Source organism: Pedobacter sp. (assembly GCF_041645105.1).
GTDB lineage: Bacteria > Bacteroidota > Bacteroidia > Sphingobacteriales > Sphingobacteriaceae > Pedobacter.
This window is the reverse complement of the sequence record NZ_JBAZQQ010000002.1, coordinates 133,199-154,543: the sequence shown is the minus strand read 5'-3', so window position 1 is coordinate 154,543 and position 21,345 is coordinate 133,199. Positions and strand designations below refer to the sequence as shown.

Genomic DNA, 21,345 nt, shown 5'->3' with positions numbered 1-21,345 from the left:
ATTCCTCTTTTTGTACTCCATTTTAAATCGAATCAGTGAATTACAAACCTTAGTCTACTTACCATCTGAAAGCAAATCAGTTACAAGAGAAATCAATTCGAAAAATCAACTTACTTAACTGCATTTTTGGCAATCGGTTCGATTTTGATTACCTCAGTAATCTTTTTCTTAGACGGAGTACCGTCCTTTTTAAGATCATTACTTATTTTTAGTGTTAATCTGATCATATCATGAGCAGGAATTTTTGAAGGCAGCAAATCAGTAAAACTTTTCACTTTGAAAATATCAGCAAGTAATTTTAAATGACGGATGCTGTACTTATCTGGCACTGTTAACAACTCAACTTTCCCAATAAATCCAGAAGACAATCCCATTCTATGGCTAAGCTCAATTTGACTAAGACCTCGACTTTCCCTCAACCCTTTTATATGCAAGATTAATCGATAATCTAACTCAGACATTTCAATAGTTTTGATTTCCTCCATAGGTGCATTCTAAGGAGGCAAGTGAATAAAAAAAGCAATTTTTAACACCTCGATATATGGAAGTGTAATATATTATTATTATATTAGTATTATGAAGTAAAACGAATTAGAGAACTAATCAAGCCTTTTATATAGGCATTATTGAAGAGTCTTGCAATCTCCAAATCTCACGCCGTTGACGCAAGACAGCAGATCATGCCCATTTCTTGTTATGGATATGCTATATTCGCATATTCTAAAATAAGAGTGGGTTCTGCTGTAAATCCGTGTCAACATAAGGCGTGAGAACTGAATGGAGATTGCGGTTGGCAGAACCCACTTTTATATTTTGCCTCCTCTTCATATTATAAAACTACTTTTTATTAATATGAAAACTTTCCACCACTTACATCACTCAAACAAGCTTATCATCTGTCCACCTGACTGACAATCACAAAGCAGGCAGTCCATCAGCATTAGGGAGCAGACCGTTCTGCCTCGCTTTACCCCCATTCTTCTCGCAAATACTAACCAATAACCATTCATAAAAACTGTATGAAAAAATCGATACTCATCATCGCAATGGCCACGCTTTGCCTTTTTTTAAAGGTCAATGCGCAGCAACAAAACACAACTATAACCGGAAAAATAACCGACCAAAAAGGCATACCCATTCCGGGCAGTACCATCAAGATCAAAGACGAAAAGGTTACTGCCCAAACGAATACCAAAGGTGAATTCAACATCTTCACCAAAAAACAAACAGGCTTATTACAAGTCAGCTACATGGGCTATCAATCCACAGAAATCCCATTTTACCAGGGAAAAACAGGCCCGTTTAACATCATCCTAACAGAAGATCAAAGCGAACTGAAAGAAGTAGAAATCGTCAGTACAGGTTACCAATCAATTCCAAAAGAAAGGGCAACAGGTAGCTTTGTTCAGATTGATAATAAACTCTTAAACAGATCCGTTTCAACTAATCTATTGGATCGCTTGGATGGCGTTTCCAGTAGTTTAATTTTTAATAAAAATGACAGAAACATCAATGCATCCCCAATAACAATTCGCGGTATAAGCACGATCTATGCTACACGTCAGCCATTAATAATTATAGATAATTTCCCATTTGAGGGAGATTTATCTTCAATTAACCCAAACGATGTAGAATCCATTACTATCTTAAAAGATGCAGCTGCATCTTCAATCTGGGGTGCTTTTTCAGCAAATGGAGTCATCGTTATCACCTCAAAAAGCGGGAAATTTAACAGCACTCCTAAAATTGAAATCGCTGGAAATATAACTTTAGGCGCTAAGCCAAATTTGTATTACTCACCACAACTTAGTTCAGCAAACTATATTGATACCGAAGAATTTTTATTTCATCAGGGGCATTACAATGACATTTTAACAAGCGCTACATTTCCAGTTGTTTCACCCGTTATAGATCTATTAGATAGACGCGAGAAAGACAAAATCTCATCAGCAGAATTGGCTTCACTTTTGGAAAAATATAAATCCCAGGATTTAAGATCAGATGTTGCAAAATACCTCTATCAAAAGCCTTTAATTCAGCAATATAATTTTAATATCTCCGGAGGGGGAAACAATAATAATTACTATTTCAGTGCAGGGTATGATCATAATTTAGAAAATGTAAAACGGAATGAGTTTGACAGAATTACAATCAGCGGCTCAAACACATTTAAATTCGGCAAGCATAACAATCTGGAATTAACAAACATCATTTATTATACAAAAAATGAAAATGAGTTAAATGGCAACAGTTCCACTGTTTCTAACTATCCCTATTTAAAACTAAAAGAAGCTGATGGCACGTTTGCAGCCTTACCTAATCTTTATCGTCAATCTTACATTGATGAGCTGTATCATACCGGTAACTATTTAGATTGGAGCTATCGTCCACTTGAGGAACTGGCACTAAACAATAAAACCAATAGCCTAACTGAATTTAGGATTAACACGATGTTCAAATACAAAGTGACAAATGATTTCCAAGTCTCCCTTCAGCATCAATACCATCAAGGAAACCAAAAACAGTTTAATCTAAATAGTTCAGATAGCTTTTATACCAGAAACTACATCAACCAGTTTACCCAATTTGATCCGTTGAAAAACACTTACACTCGTCCAGTACCATTGGGAGGTATTTTAGATTTAGGTTATTTAAATTCTATCTCACAAAATGCAAGGTTCCAAATGAACTATAATAAGAATTTAAATCCTAATCATAATATTACAGTTTTAGCGGGTGCTGAGATCAGAGAGATTACCACAGACTTCAATTCGCACAGAGTTTATGGATACAATGAAACAGGGTCAATAAATACGATTGACTATTCAAATGTATACATGCTCACGCCGAGCTTCAATACCAGTATGATTAACTCCAACATCTCTCACTTAGGAACTGCCAACCGTTTTCTCTCCTACTTTTCAAACCTTGCCTATAATTTTAAAGACCGCTATACATTTTCTGCCAGCGCCAGAAAAGACGAGTCAAATATTTTCGGTGTTAAGACAAATCAAAAGGGTGTGCCCTTATGGTCTTTAGGAATAAGCTGGGACATCCATAAAGAGCCATTTTATTCACTGAATTGGCTTCCTTACCTTAAACTAAGGCTCACTGATGGCTATCAGGGAAATGTCGATAATTCACTTTCATCACTGGTTACGGCAATTGTAAACCCAGGCGCAGCGAATCCATTTTTACAACCTGTATCTATCTTATCAAACCCACCGAACCCGGAATTGCGATGGGAAAAAGTTAATACCCTTAATATAGGAGTTGATTTTTCGCTTAAATCCTGGTTAAGTGGCAGCTTAGATTACTATATAAAGAAAAGCACAGATTTAATAGGGAGTAGTCCAATTGATCCAACAACCGGAGTTTCAGAATTCAAAGGCAATACAGCATCCATGAAAGGGAGTGGCATAGATGTCACATTAAACGCGAACAACTTCAAAGGGAAGTTCAAATGGAATACCATTGCCTTATTCAGTTTCACAAAAGATATTGTTAAAAAATATCAACTTACACCGCCTACTATAGGTAATACTTTTTATGGGATCAATCCCATCGTTGGAAATCCTCTGTATTCTTTATACAGTTATCAATGGGCGGGTTTAGATCATGAAGGAGATCCTCAGGTTTATTTCAATGGTACTCCCAGTAAAGATTATGCCCTGATCAGTAATTCTTCTGATTTATCAAATCTCAAATACAACGGCACTTTAAATCCAACGATGTTTGGAAGTATAAGAAATGAATTTTCCTGGAACAAGTTATCCTTGTCAGTCAATATCACCTATAAATTAGGCTATTCATTTAGGAGACCTTCCATTAGCTATTTTAATCTATTTGGTGGCGTATTAAGCATGCCAAATGATGATTTCGAAGCCCGCTGGCAAAAGCCAGATGACGAAAACCATACTAATATTCCATCGTTAAAATACCCCGCGAACAATTTAAGAGATCTTGCCTTTCAAAATTCAGACATCTTAGTTCAAAAGGGAGATCATATCCGTATTAAAGATATTGGTATTGGGTATGAACTGAATAAACAACAGCTTAATTTTTTACCATTTAAAAGTATAAAGCTTTATAGTTACCTCAATAACATAGGCATCCTATGGAGGGCAAACAAATATGGAATAGATCCCGACTACGTGCCTTTTGGTTCCCCCATCTTCCCTAGCCCTGTTACTTATTCATTTAGTCTGAAAATCAACCTTTAAAATCTTGTGAAAATGAAAAATAGAAAAATTTTGGCACTAACGACATGCTGCTTTTTACTTTCCCTTTTAGGATGTAAAAAAGAGTTTTTAGATAAAAAGCCATCCACAACGCTAAATGTTCCAACCACTTTAGCGGACATTCAAATGCTTTTGGATAATGTTCAAGAGTTAAACTTTAGTGTCGGCCTGGGTGATTTGTCTTCAGACAATTTATACCTGGAATTTAACACATGGAAAAATCAACCTTCACCCTATAGCTCAAATAGCTATATATGGGCAAAGGATTTATTTGCCGGACAGGGTAATATCCCAGATTGGAATCGCCCCTATAAAACCATATTAACAGCAAATGTTGCGCTGGAACAACTTAGAAAAATTCAAAGAACTGACGCTAATAACAGGAAATATGATGAATTGAAAGCAATGGCACTCTTTATCAGATCTTATATGTTTTTTGACTTAGCACAGGTGTTTGCATTACCATACGACGAGCATACTGCGAGTGTAGATTGGGGAATTCCATTAAGACTTGAGCCTGACATCAATAAAACAACGACCAGAATGACCATCAAGGATACCTATGAGCAAATCTTAACCGATGTATTTTTAGCAAGAGACCTGGTACAGACCGGTTACGATCTAAACTTTTTAAACCGGCCTTCTAAAGCATCAGTATATGGTTTTCTATCTCGTATTTTCTTAACCATGAGAAAGTATGATAAAGCAGGATTATATGCCGATAGTGCCCTTTATTATCATGATAAGTTGATTGATTATAATTCCCTGAGTAAAGTGTCTAAGCTACCGTTTAACCTTGTGAATGATGAAATGTTATACCCCTGCTTTTTGGTTACCAACTATCCGATTTCCAGTCTTTTTAAATCGCAGGGTTATTCAATTGACACCTTATTGTACAATTCATATCATCCAAATGATCTAAGGAAGCAGATCTTTTTTTCGATAAATGGCAAATCAATTAATAGAAAAGGAGGTTATGGTGGAGCGCGTTTAAATGAAAATTCTATAGCCACAGATGAATTGTTTCTCACAAGAGCAGAATGTTTTGCAAGGGCAGGCAACGCTCAACAGGCGCTAAATGATCTAAACAAGCTGTTATCAAAACGTTTTATTACCGGCACCTACAAAGACAAAACTAACCTCAGCGGAAACTCACTTCTTGATACAATTTTACTGGAGCGCAGAAAAGAACTGGTCAACAGAGGAACGCGATGGAATGACATCAGAAGATTAAACAAAGAGGGAGCCAATTTAGAACTGATCAGAAACCTGAACGGGCAAATTTTTAAGCTGGCTCCAAATGACCAAAAATATGCGCTCCCGATTCCTCCAGATGTAATTTCCTATACACTTATGCCTCAAAATAATCGCTAGAAATGAAAGTACTTATAAAATATTATGCAACACTTGTTATGCTTATTGTTGGGACAAGTATTACCTATAGTCAAGAACTTAACCGTATAAAAACAGAAAAATCAACCATTATGACAGATTCCATACCCACTGATTTTGGACAATTTGTATTTAAAGACTCCTTAGATCATACCGTCCAGCTTTCTGAATTCAAGGGTAAATTCTTAATGATAGATTTATGGTACACCGGATGCGGAGCTTGCATCTACGCAAATAATGGCTTAAAAATAGTCCATGATTCCCTAAAAAATGAAAACATTGTCTTCCTTAGTATTTCAATTGATCAGGATAAAACGTTCTGGTTGGAAAGCATCCGAGAAAACCAGCAAAAAACAGCACTGAATTATTGGGCTGGTAAGTATGCACCTGCTAAAGGGACTGTTACGCTATATACCGGAGAAGTAGGAAGGAATCATGAACTCGTTAAAACTCATAACCCAAGAGGAACTTATCCCAAATTATTTTTGGTCGATCCTGAGGGAGAATTAATTTCAGCAAAGCCCCCCAGACCCGATTATGAACCAAATCATTTAATTGAGTTCATTAAAAGATATCTGTAAAAGAAAGTAAGTATGGCCATAGCAGGCCATACTTAACCCTTTTTATTGAAGTGAATTTTCTCCTCTTGAATTTAAGACAAATTTTCCTCCGACAAAATCATAAGTGCAAACTACACTAATTTCTTCAGCACAATCGTAAACAGTGCTAGGCAAAATCTGTGTATAGTTTGTGGCAGTTTGATCTGCTGCAATCGCACCAGGGGAAGTCCAGGCTTCAGGCGATCCGTTGTAATAATAATTGGCCGCTAAAGCTGATGCTTTATCTGAATTTGTAAATGCACTGAATCCTACCGCCAAGCCAACTACCAGAAGGCTCAAAGCGATTTTTTTAATATTTAAACTTAACTTTTTCATGTTCTTTTTTAAAATGTTCGTTTTGCTTTTCCAAGCCAAAATGCAAATACAGCCAATGCCATAAAACCAACATTGAACCATAAATGCTGTCCCCAGCTCAACTTCTCGATGATCAGATTACAATGACAAGGCAGCTTCTCGGCCCAGAACAGCATACTTAAAATGTATCCTGTAAAGACCGTCATTAATCCTAAAAACCCATAGAGTCCCCATTTACTTAATGCTGGTATCAGCAATAAAAAACAAACTATAATTTCTGCTATCGGAACAAACCAGGCAAGGTATACCGCAGCCCCTCCGATCACAGAGACTTTAGACAACCCTTTTACAAAGGTTTCATGATCTGCAATTTTACCATAAGCAGCAGAAGCAAATAAAGCGAGACAAAGCAAACAAATGCCATATACCGTCAACTCTGCGGCTTTACTTGTTAACTGAAGTAGTTTACCTTTAACAGTTGTACTTTCCATTCTGATTTAACTGATTGTCCATTGTAATCATTCCTTATTTTGCCTATTAGGTGCGCACCCCGACATCATTCAACCTGCTTCAGGTCAGATTCGTCAGATCGCGTCCCGGGAATAATGCATCTTTACGGTCATGTACTGCCTGCAAATAGACAGTAGTTCGGTTTCCATTCATATCAGTAATATTTGGTTACCCCTAAATTCTGAAATGAAAAACCGTAAAGCCACGATCCAGATCGCAAAAAAATACGATCCAGATCGTGTCTCAATCCGCAGCTGCCAAAAAATATCAGAAACAGCACCTGCCTTGTCTACTGGATCTGAAAGACTATGATGATATTACTGACTGGATAAAAAATGATGGAATAGTTCATATAACTCCAAAAAAAGCGGAACCAGTCAGTTGGACCAGCACCGAAATTTACAGGTACTTGTAAAAAGAATCAAGATTCAGATGATATCTGTTTTTATATTAGATTTCATCAATCTTATTACCGAAGCCAAGCACCAATCTTAGTTCTTTTTACCTTTTTCTTTAGATGGGGCCGCTACACCTTTCTCATTGATGCTTTTTCCGGGGGCCTGGGGAGTAGTGATCTGTAATTTATATTCACCCACTTCCTGCACAGTAAAGGTAAATTCACCATTTTCATTTGTGATCAGATTTACCTGATTTCCCCCAGGATTTTTTCCGCCCTTTACGATTACACCTTTAATCGGCTGACCAGGAAGGGCCATCCTATTTTCGGCTGAAACTTCATTTTTACGTCCTCCAGAATATGTTCTTACCACTCTTTTATGGTTCTCAGAAGGCGTACTGCTTAAGCCCTTCTCACTGATACTTTTTCCAGAAGCCCCAGGTACGGTTAACTGCAATGTATATTCACCGGTTTCGGTAACCGAAAATACGACTTCACCATTCTCATTTGTAATTGCAAGCATTTCCCTCGGGCCAGGATTTTTACCACCCTTTACGATGATACCACCAATAGGATTACCCGGTTTTGCAAAAGCGGATGTATTTTGCATCGGATTTTCTGAAGCACTACCATCCTGCTGGAACAAAGGATTCACCAGATTGACACCATTATCGCCTGGCTTTGTTACTTTCCCTTTTAAACGTCTGCGGCTGATCGCATTACCCAGCGGGATACTGAGCCCAAAATTTATCCCAAAACTATTGTATCTCCCATTCTGATCTTTTGGCTTGCTGCTCCCCATGCTCATCTGATCCTGGCTATAGAACCCAGCATCGTTAACTTTACCCTGGGGTTTAAATAACTCAGCCTGAGTTTTAACATCCAGACCACTAGTATAACTTCCTTCCAGGTAAAAGCCCAGCTTTCCAGGGAAGAAAGCCAAACGCAGTTTAGGAACAAAGGCAATCCCTGTAGTTCTAGCCGCCTGCTGCGCATAGATCTCTTTACTATAACCAACAACGTTCACCGTACCCTCTTGGACCACACTAATCGCATTTTGCTTTAAACTCATATAAGCCGCGTTTAAAACAGGCGACAAAGTAACCTTCCCAAACGAAAAATTAGCCTGTACACCAGCCTCAGCTTTAAAGCCATTGTGCTTATTCCCATCATTATTTACCCAAATCATAGGTTCTGCAGACTGTCCCGAAATATTGTAAGCGGGAAGCTCAGCCAGGTTATAATCTCCCCTGCCGGCAAAATACTCGCCCCCGGCATTCAAACCAATCGTAAAGAAGTGTCCGGTATGGCCAGCCAAATTTCCATTTCCTTCTTTGGCAAACAAGGGCACATATGCATTTGCACCTAAAGCATAGCCATTAACCAGGTTTGTTTTAGTTTTGATTGAACTGCCCGGGTTATTTATTCCTCCACTTACAGACAATTGTGTATTCCCGCCTGGATTTTTACCGCCTTTTACAACAATACCACCAATCGGAGAACCAGGTATTTGTGCGGTAGCGCAAACACAGATAGTGGAAAAAAGGAGTGTGAATAACGTTTTCATGTTAAAAGTTGTTTAGTTTAATGGTATATCAAGCCCAGCATAAAAATGTTACCCCTAATTTTATCATTCTACCGATACCAACCTTTTTACAGCATGCAAGCGATAATTTTCCGAACCTTAGGCAGAAAACTACACAAGCTACCAATCCATGCTATTTTATCGTATATTTAAGAAATCAGATTTAATGAAAAGCGAATTTCAGAGATTGAGCTATCATGCATTAAAGAATGCCTTGAAGAAAGCTTCTTCAGCATATAAAATTGAAATTCTGGAAGAGGTAATCATACCAGAGGCCAATGTTTTTCTTTGCAGGTATCATGACAAAAGATTTAATGTCTATTTTGATCTGGCTTACGGACCCGAAATAAAAGCAGTTGACGGGATAGATAAAGATGAATTGATAACGATTGAGACGTTGATCCATACATCCATCGGTTAAAAAGAATGAAAAAACACTATAATATCACTTTCGCACACCATACTTCGCCCGCAAACGACCAAGGGTAGCAGGCGCCATCCCCATAAAATCCGCAATATAATTCAGCTGCGTTCTTAAAAACAAATAATCCAGCGTAGCCTCCAAATCCAGATAACGCTCATCCACACTCAGCAGCTTCATGTCCTCCATATGCTCAAAACGCAACTGATTGTAATCCCCCCTGACCCGCTCAGTAATCAGCTCGACTTCCACAAAAGCAGCTTTCAAAACCAGCCAATCTTCATAGCTCATCAAAATCAACTCACAATCAGCCTCCGCCTGGATCGCCCTAAGCGAAGGCTGCTGACCAAAAAAACCCGGATCAGTATACACAAAACTATCCGGCAACCAGTACCAGCTCGTTTTCTCCTTCAGCGTCACCTTGTTGATCCTGATCTCCCGCAGCAAACCCGACAGCATAAACCAAACCATGCGCTGAGTACCCCCAAAATTCAAAATCCGAGCATCCTTCTCATAGCTGGTCTCATACAGCACCTTTTTTAGTTCCAGCTTAAACTGCACACTCAATACCATCACCGTTTCCAGCACTTTCAACAGCCGCTCAAAAGCAATATCAGAAACAGGTTTTATTAAATCACCCATAACAAAAGCATTAATTTGAAAAGCCCAGCACCTGCTGCAGCTCAATTTTATTTCTTACCTCCAACTTATAATAAATCCGATGCGCATGAGTATCCACCGTCCTAGCAGAAATGTGCAGCAAATCCCCAATCACCTTATACTCCAAACCCTGACAAAGCATCAAAGCCACTTCCGCCTCCCTCGCACTCAAACCCATCTCCAGACAAGTCTGATTAAAATCCGCACGCTGCTTCTCCTCCATCGCCTCACGCTCCTCCCTATACCTGCGCTGCTTACGTTCGAACCTCGCAGACTGACATAAAAACAATACCGCAATCACCGAAAACCCCGTATTCGCAAACAAAGCCTCCACGCACTGCTCCACCCCCAGCAAAACCAAAAAGGGCATAAACCCCCAGGGAAAAACCGCCCAATAAACCGCCAGCATCTCCACCCGCGTATAAGCATCAGCCTCACCCTCTCCAGCAAAACGCAAACGAATCGCAGCAAACATCTCATACAACAATACCAGCCCATACAAACCCGGAACAACCAACCCATAACGAATCGCAAATTCCAAATCACCCAATACCGGATACAATACCACAAAAAACACCACATACGGCAACAGCAAAAAAATCACAGTCCCATACAAAGCATGAAAGCGAAGCGAACGCAACTCAAAAGACACATAAAAATACAAGGGAAAATAAGCCCCCATCAAAAACCCCACCCCATAAGCCATTATATTCTGAACCACCACAGAAGGCCAACCCAAATCCGGATCAGGAAAAATCCCCCCAACCACATTATACACAATCAACAGCACCAATAAAATCAAATACATCAAACGCCGCTTATCCGCCGGCCAGATCAAATAAAAATACAATTGCACACTGAGCATCATCAGCTCCAAAATCACAAAAACAAAAGTGACCAGATGCATTTCAGAATTAAAAAGCAACATAGGCAAAACGTCAAATCAGAAAATCAAAAAATCAAAAAATCAAAAAAACAGAACCCCAAAGCCAGCATAAAACCAGCGCAGTCACAAAGGGAACAGCTCCCATAAGAACATAAAAAGAGTACAATAACGAAAATGATCAAAACAATGTCCCAGACACCAGAACAGTCCTCAGACAAAAGCTATCCAGACAACTGATTAAAAAATCAACATCCGCACAGCAATAATAGCGCAAATCATTACCCTAAGCCAAAGCTGGCGGAGATACGCCAGCAAACCATAAATGATACAACTTCCCAGCAGGGCGCAAACACTCCAAAAGATTCTCCTTATGCAAAACCTTAAACAGCTTAAAGACCCCAATCACCCCAATAAGTAACTGAAGCATCCGAAATAAAGGAGAAAAAGAAAAACAAACCCGATCAGGAAACAATACCAAAACAAAAGCACTTTGCCACATAAAAATCCTGACCGCACCAAAATGCCCGTAAAACCTAAACGCATTAGACTTTAACAAAATCCAAAACCGCATAGCCAAAGCACGACGACCAGCAGCAACACCGAAAATACCATTGTTTCCAAAGACGAGCCTTAATACCCGGATTAAACATCGTCTTAGCTGAGAGTTTAAGTTATTCATGATAAGAGGTTAGTTTATACAAAAATAAACCAGTCAGAAATAACCCGTCTTAGTAAAAATTAAGTGAAACCACCAGAACAAAGCGATTCATCAAAAAAATAGAGAAAAAGCAAAAAAAATAAAGCAGAAATCAAAAAACTGAAATCGCAAAAAACAAAAGTAAACCACACTACCTCAAAGGATAAGCAGGAAAAATCTCCCTGCGCAACTTACTAAAAGTGACAGGATTCATATTCAGAAAACGAGCAATATACATATCCCTGAACTGGAAAACAGTGTTCCCATAAAGCTCCCCATACAACTCATAAAACCTGCGAATCGACTCCCTGTTTCCCAAAGCCATCATCCAGGACTTATCCAGATCAGCCCCAAAAGAACCAGCAACCACCCGAAGCACCGCATTCAAAAACCAGGGAAAAGCCAGATAAAGCTCCCGGATCTGCTCAAAACCAACCTCCAGCAAACGCGTATCCGCACAAACCATCAACCCATAACCCGAAGCCACATTCTCCTTAATCCCCTCCGGAATCAAAGCCAGCTCCCCCTCCCTAAAAATCCGAAAAGGTACAACCTCCTGATCCCCGTTATAAAAAAAAGCAAACACAAAACCCCTGGCCACAAAAAAAGCCCGGTCAGCCGCCCTACGTTCATATTGCAAAATCATCGGCTTATGATAAACCAAAGTCTTTAGCATCCCAAAAAACCGCCCCTCAAAACCCATTTCCGGCAACCTCCGATCCGCAAACAAACAGCCCATCAAAGCCTCAAAATCCTCCCGGGACGTAGGTATTCCTTCAAACCAAGCCATAATCAAACCTTAGAGAAAAATTAAAAAAGAGGAACTAATACACCGGATAATTTAAATTGTCAAAATATTAAATAGCACGTCATCCACTGATATTTGTTGAGAAAAAAATGTATATCGTGTCCCAACCAAATCCTTTTATATATATTCGATTTTTAGAATGATCACTATAATATAATGAATAGAGAATATGTAATCACTTAAATTAAAAAAGTATGCCCAAAATAATTTTGAGCATACCATACACTATTTATTTGTCTTTTATAACTAAGACATCAACAGGTTCAATTCGTCGTTCAAATTTGAGATTATACTTTTCTAATTCTTTATTTACTTCTTCCATATTGGTATAGCTTTTTGGATTTATTTCCATATCAATATTGAAATCAATATTGCTTCGATCTGCAAGTAATATAGGAGAATTCACAAAGTATGGATGCCGAAAAGAGACCATTACTCCTCTCATATTAACGTTGGTATATTTTCTTGCATTTCCTGTACTAGTTGTCCAGGGTTTCCCACCCTTACTTCTTAAAACGTCATTGTTACCCGTTGAAATTAACACCCAGCTATCTTTTGGCCGTCTTTCAATCTTAAATTTATATTGAGGAAAATAATTTGCTAAATCAATCTGCATAAGGTTGTCGAGTCGATCTTTATTTCTTTTGTCAGTCTTAATTTCATAACAGTAAGCATTCATTTTTCTCCATTCTTTTAAGGGTGCTCCCGTTGTGTCTGAATGTACTTTCAAAGGCTCTTTGACTTCATTATGGATTGAATTATCTTGGAAAAAGTCATACCCTTCACCAAACGCCCGTGCTGCCATTTGTTGTATAGATACGTTTTTCATAACAAACCTTACAGTCTCAGTTGTATCACCGTTGATATCGGTGGTATACATTCCTCCAGGGAGATTAGGAATATAGTTCGTAAAGATTGAATACTGTTTAAAACTATGCGTACGAATACTATCGTTTTGAGCCAAGTATGGAAAAAGTGGTTGGGAGATCTCATAGTCTGCTACTGTGTCAACTTTACTTCTTAAACTATTAGCGGTACTTCCATCGTTTAACACAGCCTTTATCTTGTCAAGGTTAACCTCACGAAATCCAGTAATAGCAATTACTTTACGTTCAGGAAGTTTGATCCAGACATAATGGGGAATAAAATAATGAGGAAATAACTTCGCTAAAGCAGAATTGGAATAAAGATTAGGCAAAGCTAATTTCCTTCCTAACTCCTGCTCCTTTTTTACTAAAAAAGGATGTACCTTCGATTTCGGTTCGTCCGTAATTGAAAGAAACAACAAATCCTTTGGTAAGCTCTTCATTAAATCATCCATTTTAGGAATCATGGCAACACAGGGTCCACACCAGGTTGCCCAAAAATCGAGAATGAGAAGTTTTTGGTTTAACTCCGATAGTTTTACAGTAGGACGAGGGAAATTGTCAACACCTTCCAGTTTTAAATCAGGAATAGTCTCTCCAACTTTTACGTTTGAGTAAATTTTTACTTCTTGTGCTTTTGTTGTCACATTTTGAATTATAATAGCAATTAATACTAGATATATCAGTTTCATTTTTGTGTTTTTTTTAAGGGTTAATAATTAATAAGTTAATTAGCTATAAAAGAAATACTTCCGGCATTTATAGTGTGCAGTAAGACACTCCTCCGCAAACAGAAAATTATTATGCAGTTTAAATACTTTTGTATAGCCAAATTGCTTCACATATATCTCGCAGCTCAGTCTAGTTTTCTTTCGTTTTGTGTAATGCCTGATTCACTTATTTCTCCTTGTGGAATAGCCAAGACATAACGACTGCTTTTGGGGGGTAAGTTATAGAGCTCTCCCAGATAAGTACGAGTTAATGTTTGTGCAAATCGGCTATCAAGATTAAGACGTCGCAGATCCTCCCACCGTCTTACTGTAACCAATTCTTTTCTTCGTTCCTCCAGAACCCAATGCAAGACCTGTTCTGCATCACTGGATTGGTAGCCAACAAAAGTACCATCATATCGCTTCTGACAGAGTGTATTCAAATAATCTAATGCTTCGTTAGTTTTATTGCTTCTGGCCTCGCATTCAGCCGCAATTAAATAAACCTCGCGTGTAGTTAATCCGCAGAGCGATTGGCTTAATCCAGTATATGTTCCGATAAATCTACGGGCAGCAGTAAAAAATCTAGATTTTCGTAAATCATTTGATGCATAACTATCATACAAGCTTTGTTTAACCAGGAATGTTGAACTATTGTTCACTCCAAAGTTATCACGTGCCCAAAAAAGAATCTCTGGGTTAGGTGTAGTAAAGGGATGAGCAAATGTTCGACTTGTCGATATAACTATTTTATTGTAATCCAACAGTTCATTTCTTAGTTTAAGGGCTTCTTTTGCATTGGATAAAGCATCCTCAAATCTTCCCATATTGAGATTTACACGTGATAATTGCGCATATGCCGCGGCTTTTATTGGTCTAGAGATAACGGGCTGCTCATTGGGTAAGAGATCAATAGCGATATTAAGATCAGCAATTATCTGGTCATATGTTGCTTTTAGCGTAGACCGTTGAACAATTTGTGTAACATCTGCGCTTAGTTTAAGTGGTAAACCGGGCGTGAGCTCTGCAATATTTTCCTGATAGGGAGCGCTAAATAATACCGCTAACTCGTGGAAAGCAAAAGCTCTAAAAAAATAGGCGGAACCTAATAAGGCATTATATTCCATCTGACTAGTGCCGCCTGGCGAAATTTTCTTTAATCCTTCGATAACAATATTGGATGGAAGAATTTGTTTATATGGATATGTCCAGGATGGAGTAGAAAGCAAAGTTTCATAAATATCTACTTTCCACAAATAACTATTTCTTGTTGTCGCGGATTGCCCGACTATCGCAGATTCTAAAAATTCGAAATCCCCGTCCATAACGACCGAAGAATGTCCCTGCACATTCATCACTCCAGTATTGTCCAACAATGCCTGATAATCCTGTAAGGTCTCCGGTACAACTAATGATTTTGAGGATCGTTCATCCAAGAAATCCTTATGGCAGGCACTAAATAAAAAACCTAATACGATGAGATATAGTTTAAAAACTCTTTTCATGATATAAAAATTAAAGGTTTGCAGAAACACCTATAGAATAGATTCGAACCGGAATAAATATGGATTGATAATAATCTGGATCTTCAAAAGAATTACTTGCTTTCCAAAGGATACCAAGATTGCTTGCGATTCCGAAAAATCGAATTTGCTGAAATGGCAAGCTCTTTATTTTGGTTTTAGAAAATGTATATGATAAGGAAACGTCATTTAAACGAATATGATCTCCCTTTTTTATTTGATTTTCAGATAACTGATAAAATCCACTTCTGGAAGTATTTGTGGGCAATTGATCAATAGATGGAATATCGGTTACCAATTCGTCTCCCGGCTTATTCCACGCCAAAGAAAGATCAGCATGTTCCCATCCACCCAAATTTACATTAGAATAATCAATAGCATTTCTTCTAATAAAGTAACCAAGCCTATAGGAGATATTTGCTGAAATTGAAATATTCTTAGTACTGATGGTATTTCGAATTGCACCATAGTACTTAGGCCGTGCGGTTCCAAAATAAATAAGATTTTCAGGATTTCGGCGAATGTCATTGGCAATACCCGCCCAGTCTTTAGAGACTTCTCCATTTAGATAGCCCATGGGATCACCATTAGTTGGATCAAGTCCACCCCACTTATACCCGTAAACAGAATACAGTGGTTTTCCTTCATATGGGTATGTTCCTGTTCCAATCCCATCTGTCAATATGGTGAAGCCATTTGTAGTGGACAAAAATTTTGCTTTTGTGACTTTATCAGTAACAAAGCTCAATTGAAAATCTGTAGTCCATTTTACGGCACCTGTTAAATTATGCGATTGTAAGTTTAAATCTATACCTTTTGCTTCCGTATCTGAATAATTTCCTGTAAACTGATTAATACCAGCCTGCTCCGCATAAGGTATCGTGGAAAAAATATCATAGCCCCATTTTTTATACCAATCCAATGAACCATTGATACGGTTATTCAGCATGCTGAAATCCAATCCAAAGTTGAGATTATTTATCTTTTCCCAACGAAGGTTCGGGTTTGGAGCCTGTCCGACAGATGCATACTGTAAACCTGTCAATGGATCAACAGCACTGCTATAATTTATAGTGGTTAGCGAAGTTAAAGACCTGTTAACGTTGCCTGAGCGGCCCCATGTAGCCCGTAACTTTAACTGCTCTAACCAATCAACCCGATAAAAATCTTCCTCGTTTATCTGCCATCCCGCTCCTATGGAATATAAGGGAACACCACGTTGATTGGTTCTTACACCGAATATATTACTTTGGTCAAAGCGCAATGAGGCATTCAATAAGTATCGTTTGTCATACCAATAGCCTACGTTGCCATACCATGATACAAACCGACTCGTTAGTTCCTGTATCCTGTCCACATTCGGTACGCGGAATTGATAACTAGCGCTCGGATAAATGGATATAGAGTAAAGTGTATTGTAGTTTACAGGTACGCTGGTCGCGTATTGGTCATCGAAACCATACAGCCGGGTAAGTTGTGTATTTGTCTTTTGACTGCTGATCTCATAACCTGCCAGTGCGTTAACCTCATGCAGTTTTCCAAAGACCTTATCATAATTGACTTGCGTCCTGAAATTATGTGAATTGATCGTGCCTCGATCTGTATTCAATATCCCACCAATAGGAATTGTCCTATTAACGCTGTTGTTGGTTGTATTAATGGTTGAATAATAGTTGATCAGATTCCTAGTAAAAAACGTTTCTTCGGAGTAGTGACTTCTATTTAAACCGTTAGAATTTCCATATTGATACCGAATCTCCGCGTTTAACCCAGGAATGATCTTATATCTTAATGCCGTATTGAATCGGTATTCTTTTGTCAGGATAGATTTGTCCGCATTCTTTATCTCGTCCAGCGGCCTGTATTGCCAGTCAAGAAAACCTTTGCTTTCCATATCATCAATAAACCCCTGCCTATATGTTCCAACAGTTGCTGAGGCATTACCCTCATCATCAGCAAACCTGGCATAAGGGTAGAGAAAGTTACCTCGATATCCTTGATGAATCGTGTAGTAGGGAAACTCAAAATTGTTTTCATTTTTAGTATTGGTATAATATAGATTGGTCTGTAGTTCCAGTTTTTCTTTAATAAATGCGTAAGTATTATTCGCATTTACAGTTAACCTATCCAGGCCATTTCCGACTTCACTATTCTTATTTTTGTCATACCCAATAGAAATCAAATATCGGTTTTGGTCGTTGCCCCCTTGCAACTGCAAATTGTATTGCTGCCGGCTTAAAGGCCTATAAAAGTATTTTTCTATATCGTTGCGCACATCATAGTTACGCCAAGAGTCAATTGTTGCATCGATCCCCGAAGCAAGTGCCGGGTTATCTCGCTTTTTAATCAGCAGTTCCACCACTGGAGTTAATGGATACTGAAGAAGCGATTGATTTAGTTCCGCAGGTTTATACACATTCAGATCAAATAAGCGAATCTCGTTGTCGATAAAGTCTGATGTACTTACTTTGGGTTGATAAAACAGATCCGGACGTTCACCCGTTGTAAAGGTTGTATTAAAAGTCAATTGTGGTTTTTGGTTATACTTTCCTTGCTTTGTTGTGATTACAATTACCCCATTACCTGCCCTTGCCCCCCAAATGCTTGCCGCTGCCGCATCCTTCAATATGGTGATGTTCTCCACATCATTTGGATTGATGTTATTGATATCATTTTCATATGGAAAATTGTCAACAATTATCAATGGCCTGCTAGTTTCTGGATTAATGGAAGTCTGCCCACGGATTACTAACCCCTGTGCTCCTCCAACTCCTTTGTTGAAAATCAGCCCCGGTACTACATCAGCAAGTCTATCCATTACGTTAGTACTCACTGTACGGTTTAGCAAGTTATTGTCTACCTGTGAAAACGATCCCGTTGCCCTCTCCTTCGGCAAAGACTGATAACCAGTACTCGCCATCACACTCACCTCATCCAATTTCCCCGAAACCAGCACCATCCCAATATCCCCCATATCCTTCTGCGCCTTCAGCTCCCGGCTCTCAAAACCCAGATAAGAAATCACCAATACCGCATTCTCCTCCACACCCACCAATACAAACTCCCCCTTACTCCCCGTCATCACCACCTTCTCGGTCCCCTTCACCCTCACCGTCGCACCAGCCAAAGCCTCCCCCTTCTCATCCCTCACCACACCTTTGACATCCATCAGCAAAAACCTCCCCATCACCTTATCCAGCAAACTCTTAGGTTTCTGCTTAATCACCACCATCTTCTGTTCAATCTTATAGGTCAGCTCCTGCCCCTCCATACAAGCCTTCAAAGCCTCCTCCAAAGAAACATTCTTCAGACTCACCGTCACCGGTTTAGCCTCCTTCAAATTCTGGTCATTGTAAAAAAAGTGATAACCACTCTGCTTCTTTAAGCTCTTAATCACCGCCAGTAAAGGCGCCTTATGCTCAGTAAGCGTAATCTGCGCCGTACTAATCGCACTCACCTGCATCAACATCGCAGTTAAAAAAAATATGATCAGGTTCAATCTCATAATTACCCCCCTTATCCTGCCAGATCCCCTTCCAGACAAACCCGGAAAACCCTCTCCAGCCACAGGCCAGCCCCTGCCAAACAGCAAAGACACCGACCACTTCAGGTCATTAAAATTCATTACATTTGTTTTAGTTTAGTTCTTGTTCAGTTGATTCTCAAAAATTATTCAGGACAGATCCAAACCTCGCCGGGCGTATCGCAAGTACTCCCGGCTCCTTTTTTTTTAGTGATCCGCCTGATCGCAATAGTAACCTATTTCCTCACGATCACCCTCCTTCCCTCAATTTTGAAATGCACCAGATCCGTCATCTCAATCACGTGCAACACCTGCGAAATCGTCTCATAGCGCCCCATAGAACCACTAAAAGTCTTATCCGCCAAATTATCCTCATATACCACCTCCACATCATACCAGCGCGAAAGCTTACGCATGATACTACCCACGGTCTCCCCCTCAAAAATAAATATCCCGTTCTTCCAGGCCGCAGCCTCCTGCACATCCACCTCGTCCACCAGCAGCTTACCAGCCCTTAAAACAGACTGCTCACCAGGCGACAACACCTTCTCTCCTTTAACACCCACCAAAGCACTCACCCGCACACTACCCTCCAGTAAAGTCGTCTTCACCGCATCCTCATCCCCATAAGCACTGATGTTAAAATGCGTACCCAAAACCTGCACACTTTGATCCCCCGAACGCACCACAAAAGGACGTGATTTATCCCTAGCCACCTCGAAATATCCCTCACCCGATAAAACCACCTCCCTTTTCTTTATATTTTTAAAATTCACCGGATAAACCAGTTTAGAAGCCGCATTCAGCCAAACCCTGGTTCCATCCGGCAACTTCACCTGATACTGACCACCACGAGGCGTCTCCACCGTATTGGTTAACATCACATCCTCCACCAAAGCATTATCATTCCCCTTCACCTCATACACCAGCTCACCATCCGCATTCTTGCTCACTCTAATCCCCCCCTGCATCGCCAGCTCACCACTAGCCGCATCCGTCAAAGCAATCTTCCTTCCATCAGCCAAAGTCAAAAAAGCCCGGTTACCACCCGGAGCAACATCCTGCACCACAGCCATCTCCGAACCGGGCTTCATTCCATCCTTCTTGTTATAATAAAACAAACCAGCACCCAGCACCAACAAAACCGCAGCAGCCGCAGCAATCTTAGGCCAAAGCCTGCGCACCCTAAGCACCTCACGAGGGGTAGCCAGCACCTCCGCATAAATTTCCTCAGAACGGTTCCCCCTGAGCTCCAGATCATCCTCCGCCTTCATCCTAAGCCAGTAACCTTCCATCAGCTCCTTCACAAAATCCCTTTGCTGCTCATCCTCCAGGACGGCCGTCCATTCCAGCTGCTCCGATTGAGTAAACGCATTTTCAATATAGCGTCCGTGTAAGTATATGATCCTGTCTTTATTCATTTTTTTGAGTCCGTTATCCAAAGCGCAAACACGCCCGTTTCTCTATAGACTGACGAAAATCAAAACAGGGGCAATCAGAAATAAAATATTTTTTTTACAGCAATTTAAAGATGACAATCAATGCCGCCACATCCGTATGCTCGCGCAGATAATTACGCAAAAAACGAAGCGCCAGCTTCATGTGACGCTGAACCGTCTGAGGGGAAAGACCCAGTTCATTTGCCACCTGCTCATACTTTAATCCCTGCTGGTGACACAACTGGTAAACCCTTTTCTGCTGAGGAGGCAACAACTCCACCGCATCCAGTAAAACCTTCCGCGTATCATTCAACAGAATCAGCTCTTCGGTATCATTGTGAACCTCTTCCCAGGAATCGCCCATCTGTAAATCCGCCCTGATCTCCAGCTGCCTGCGGTACATCGCATCCATCGCACGGTTACGGGCAATCGTCAACAAATAATTCCCCAGATGATTAATCTCAGTAACCCTAGTACCCATCAGCCAGAAACGCATAAAAACCTCCTGCACAATCTCCTCTGCCTGGGCCTCTGATTTCACATACTTCATTGAAAAGGTATACACCCTCCTGTGGTAATGGTCATACACCGAGCGAAAAGCATACTCGTCCCCTCCAGCAATCTGCTTTAACAGGCGCGGTTCATCAGGCAGTATCTCGGCTAAATTTGCCATCAGGGTTGATTTGGTTGTTAGTTTTTGAATGGAATTTATCCCTTAAAATAATCAAATTCCAAAGCAATAGTAAAGATTTATTTTTAAAACCTTGTAAAAC

At 39.7% G+C, this 21,345-nt stretch carries 17 protein-coding genes; 4 read left to right on the top strand and 13 right to left on the bottom strand.

Translation table 11 applies throughout. From position 1 onward, the window contains the following. Window positions 1–110: 110 nt before the first annotated feature. The gene (locus WC623_RS06620) at window positions 111–485 is read right to left on the bottom strand and encodes a helix-turn-helix domain-containing protein (RefSeq protein WP_372849212.1); all 375 of its coding nucleotides are present in this window, start codon (window positions 483–485) and stop codon (window positions 111–113) included. A 534-nt stretch (window positions 486–1,019) separates the two neighbouring features. On the opposite strand from WC623_RS06620, the gene WC623_RS06615 reads away from it, so the two are divergent. The 3 genes from WC623_RS06615 to WC623_RS06605 are packed head-to-tail and all read left to right on the top strand — an operon-like array spanning window position 1,020 to window position 6,214. Further along, entirely contained in the window at window positions 1,020–4,223 is a 3,204-nt protein-coding gene (locus tag WC623_RS06615; protein ID WP_372849210.1) for a SusC/RagA family TonB-linked outer membrane protein, read from the top strand. 12 nt (window positions 4,224–4,235) lie between these two features. Beyond that, window positions 4,236–5,615, top strand: coding sequence for a RagB/SusD family nutrient uptake outer membrane protein (locus WC623_RS06610; protein ID WP_372849207.1), 1,380 nt, complete (start codon window positions 4,236–4,238; stop codon window positions 5,613–5,615). Between the two features lie 2 nt (window positions 5,616–5,617). After that, window positions 5,618–6,214 carry a TlpA family protein disulfide reductase gene (locus tag WC623_RS06605; protein ID WP_372849205.1) on the top strand — a complete coding sequence of 199 codons (597 nt, stop codon included), beginning with the start codon at window positions 5,618–5,620 and terminating at the stop codon, window positions 6,212–6,214. 42 nt (window positions 6,215–6,256) lie between these two features. On the opposite strand, the gene WC623_RS06600 is transcribed toward WC623_RS06605, so the two are convergent. The 3 genes from WC623_RS06600 to WC623_RS06590 form a co-directional block, all read right to left on the bottom strand. Continuing rightward, window positions 6,257–6,568, bottom strand: coding sequence for a hypothetical protein (locus WC623_RS06600; protein ID WP_372849203.1), 312 nt, complete (start codon window positions 6,566–6,568; stop codon window positions 6,257–6,259). 8 nt (window positions 6,569–6,576) lie between these two features. After that, window positions 6,577–7,038, bottom strand: coding sequence for a MauE/DoxX family redox-associated membrane protein (locus tag WC623_RS06595; RefSeq protein WP_372849201.1), 462 nt, complete (start codon window positions 7,036–7,038; stop codon window positions 6,577–6,579). A 510-nt stretch (window positions 7,039–7,548) separates the two neighbouring features. After that, window positions 7,549–9,021: a hypothetical protein gene (locus WC623_RS06590; protein WP_372849199.1), complete on the bottom strand. Its 1,473-nt coding sequence runs from the start codon at window positions 9,019–9,021 to the stop codon at window positions 7,549–7,551. Between the two features lie 184 nt (window positions 9,022–9,205). Here WC623_RS06590 and WC623_RS06585 point away from each other — a divergent pair, with 184 nt between their 5' ends. Further along, on the top strand, window positions 9,206–9,460 hold the full coding sequence (locus WC623_RS06585) for a hypothetical protein (protein ID WP_372849197.1): 255 nt from the start codon (window positions 9,206–9,208) through the stop codon (window positions 9,458–9,460). A gap of 24 nt (window positions 9,461–9,484) precedes the next feature. Here WC623_RS06585 and WC623_RS06580 read toward each other — a convergent pair whose 3' ends face one another. From WC623_RS06580 to WC623_RS06540, 9 genes are all read right to left on the bottom strand, one after another. Then, window positions 9,485–10,102: a Crp/Fnr family transcriptional regulator gene (locus WC623_RS06580; protein WP_372849195.1), complete on the bottom strand. Its 618-nt coding sequence runs from the start codon at window positions 10,100–10,102 to the stop codon at window positions 9,485–9,487. A gap of 10 nt (window positions 10,103–10,112) precedes the next feature. Next, window positions 10,113–11,048 carry a LuxR C-terminal-related transcriptional regulator gene (locus tag WC623_RS06575; protein WP_372849193.1) on the bottom strand — a complete coding sequence of 312 codons (936 nt, stop codon included), beginning with the start codon at window positions 11,046–11,048 and terminating at the stop codon, window positions 10,113–10,115. 241 nt (window positions 11,049–11,289) lie between these two features. Next, window positions 11,290–11,685, bottom strand: a complete 396-nt coding sequence (locus WC623_RS06570) for a hypothetical protein (protein ID WP_372849191.1) — start codon at window positions 11,683–11,685, stop codon at window positions 11,290–11,292. 169 nt (window positions 11,686–11,854) lie between these two features. Beyond that, the gene (locus WC623_RS06565) at window positions 11,855–12,493 is read right to left on the bottom strand and encodes a hypothetical protein (protein WP_372849189.1); all 639 of its coding nucleotides are present in this window, start codon (window positions 12,491–12,493) and stop codon (window positions 11,855–11,857) included. Between the two features lie 247 nt (window positions 12,494–12,740). After that, window positions 12,741–14,069: a TlpA family protein disulfide reductase gene (locus WC623_RS06560; RefSeq protein ID WP_372849187.1), complete on the bottom strand. Its 1,329-nt coding sequence runs from the start codon at window positions 14,067–14,069 to the stop codon at window positions 12,741–12,743. Window positions 14,070–14,233: 164 nt separating this feature from the next. Further along, window positions 14,234–15,592, bottom strand: coding sequence for a RagB/SusD family nutrient uptake outer membrane protein (locus WC623_RS06555; protein ID WP_372849185.1), 1,359 nt, complete (start codon window positions 15,590–15,592; stop codon window positions 14,234–14,236). A gap of 10 nt (window positions 15,593–15,602) precedes the next feature. Next, window positions 15,603–19,235, bottom strand: coding sequence for a SusC/RagA family TonB-linked outer membrane protein (locus tag WC623_RS06550; RefSeq protein ID WP_372849183.1), 3,633 nt, complete (start codon window positions 19,233–19,235; stop codon window positions 15,603–15,605). 134 nt (window positions 19,236–19,369) lie between these two features. Continuing rightward, window positions 19,370–20,554, bottom strand: a complete 1,185-nt coding sequence (locus tag WC623_RS06545) for a FecR family protein (RefSeq protein WP_372849181.1) — start codon at window positions 20,552–20,554, stop codon at window positions 19,370–19,372. 94 nt (window positions 20,555–20,648) lie between these two features. Next, entirely contained in the window at window positions 20,649–21,245 is a 597-nt protein-coding gene (locus WC623_RS06540) for an RNA polymerase sigma-70 factor (RefSeq protein ID WP_372849179.1), read from the bottom strand. Window positions 21,246–21,345 lie beyond the last annotated feature (100 nt).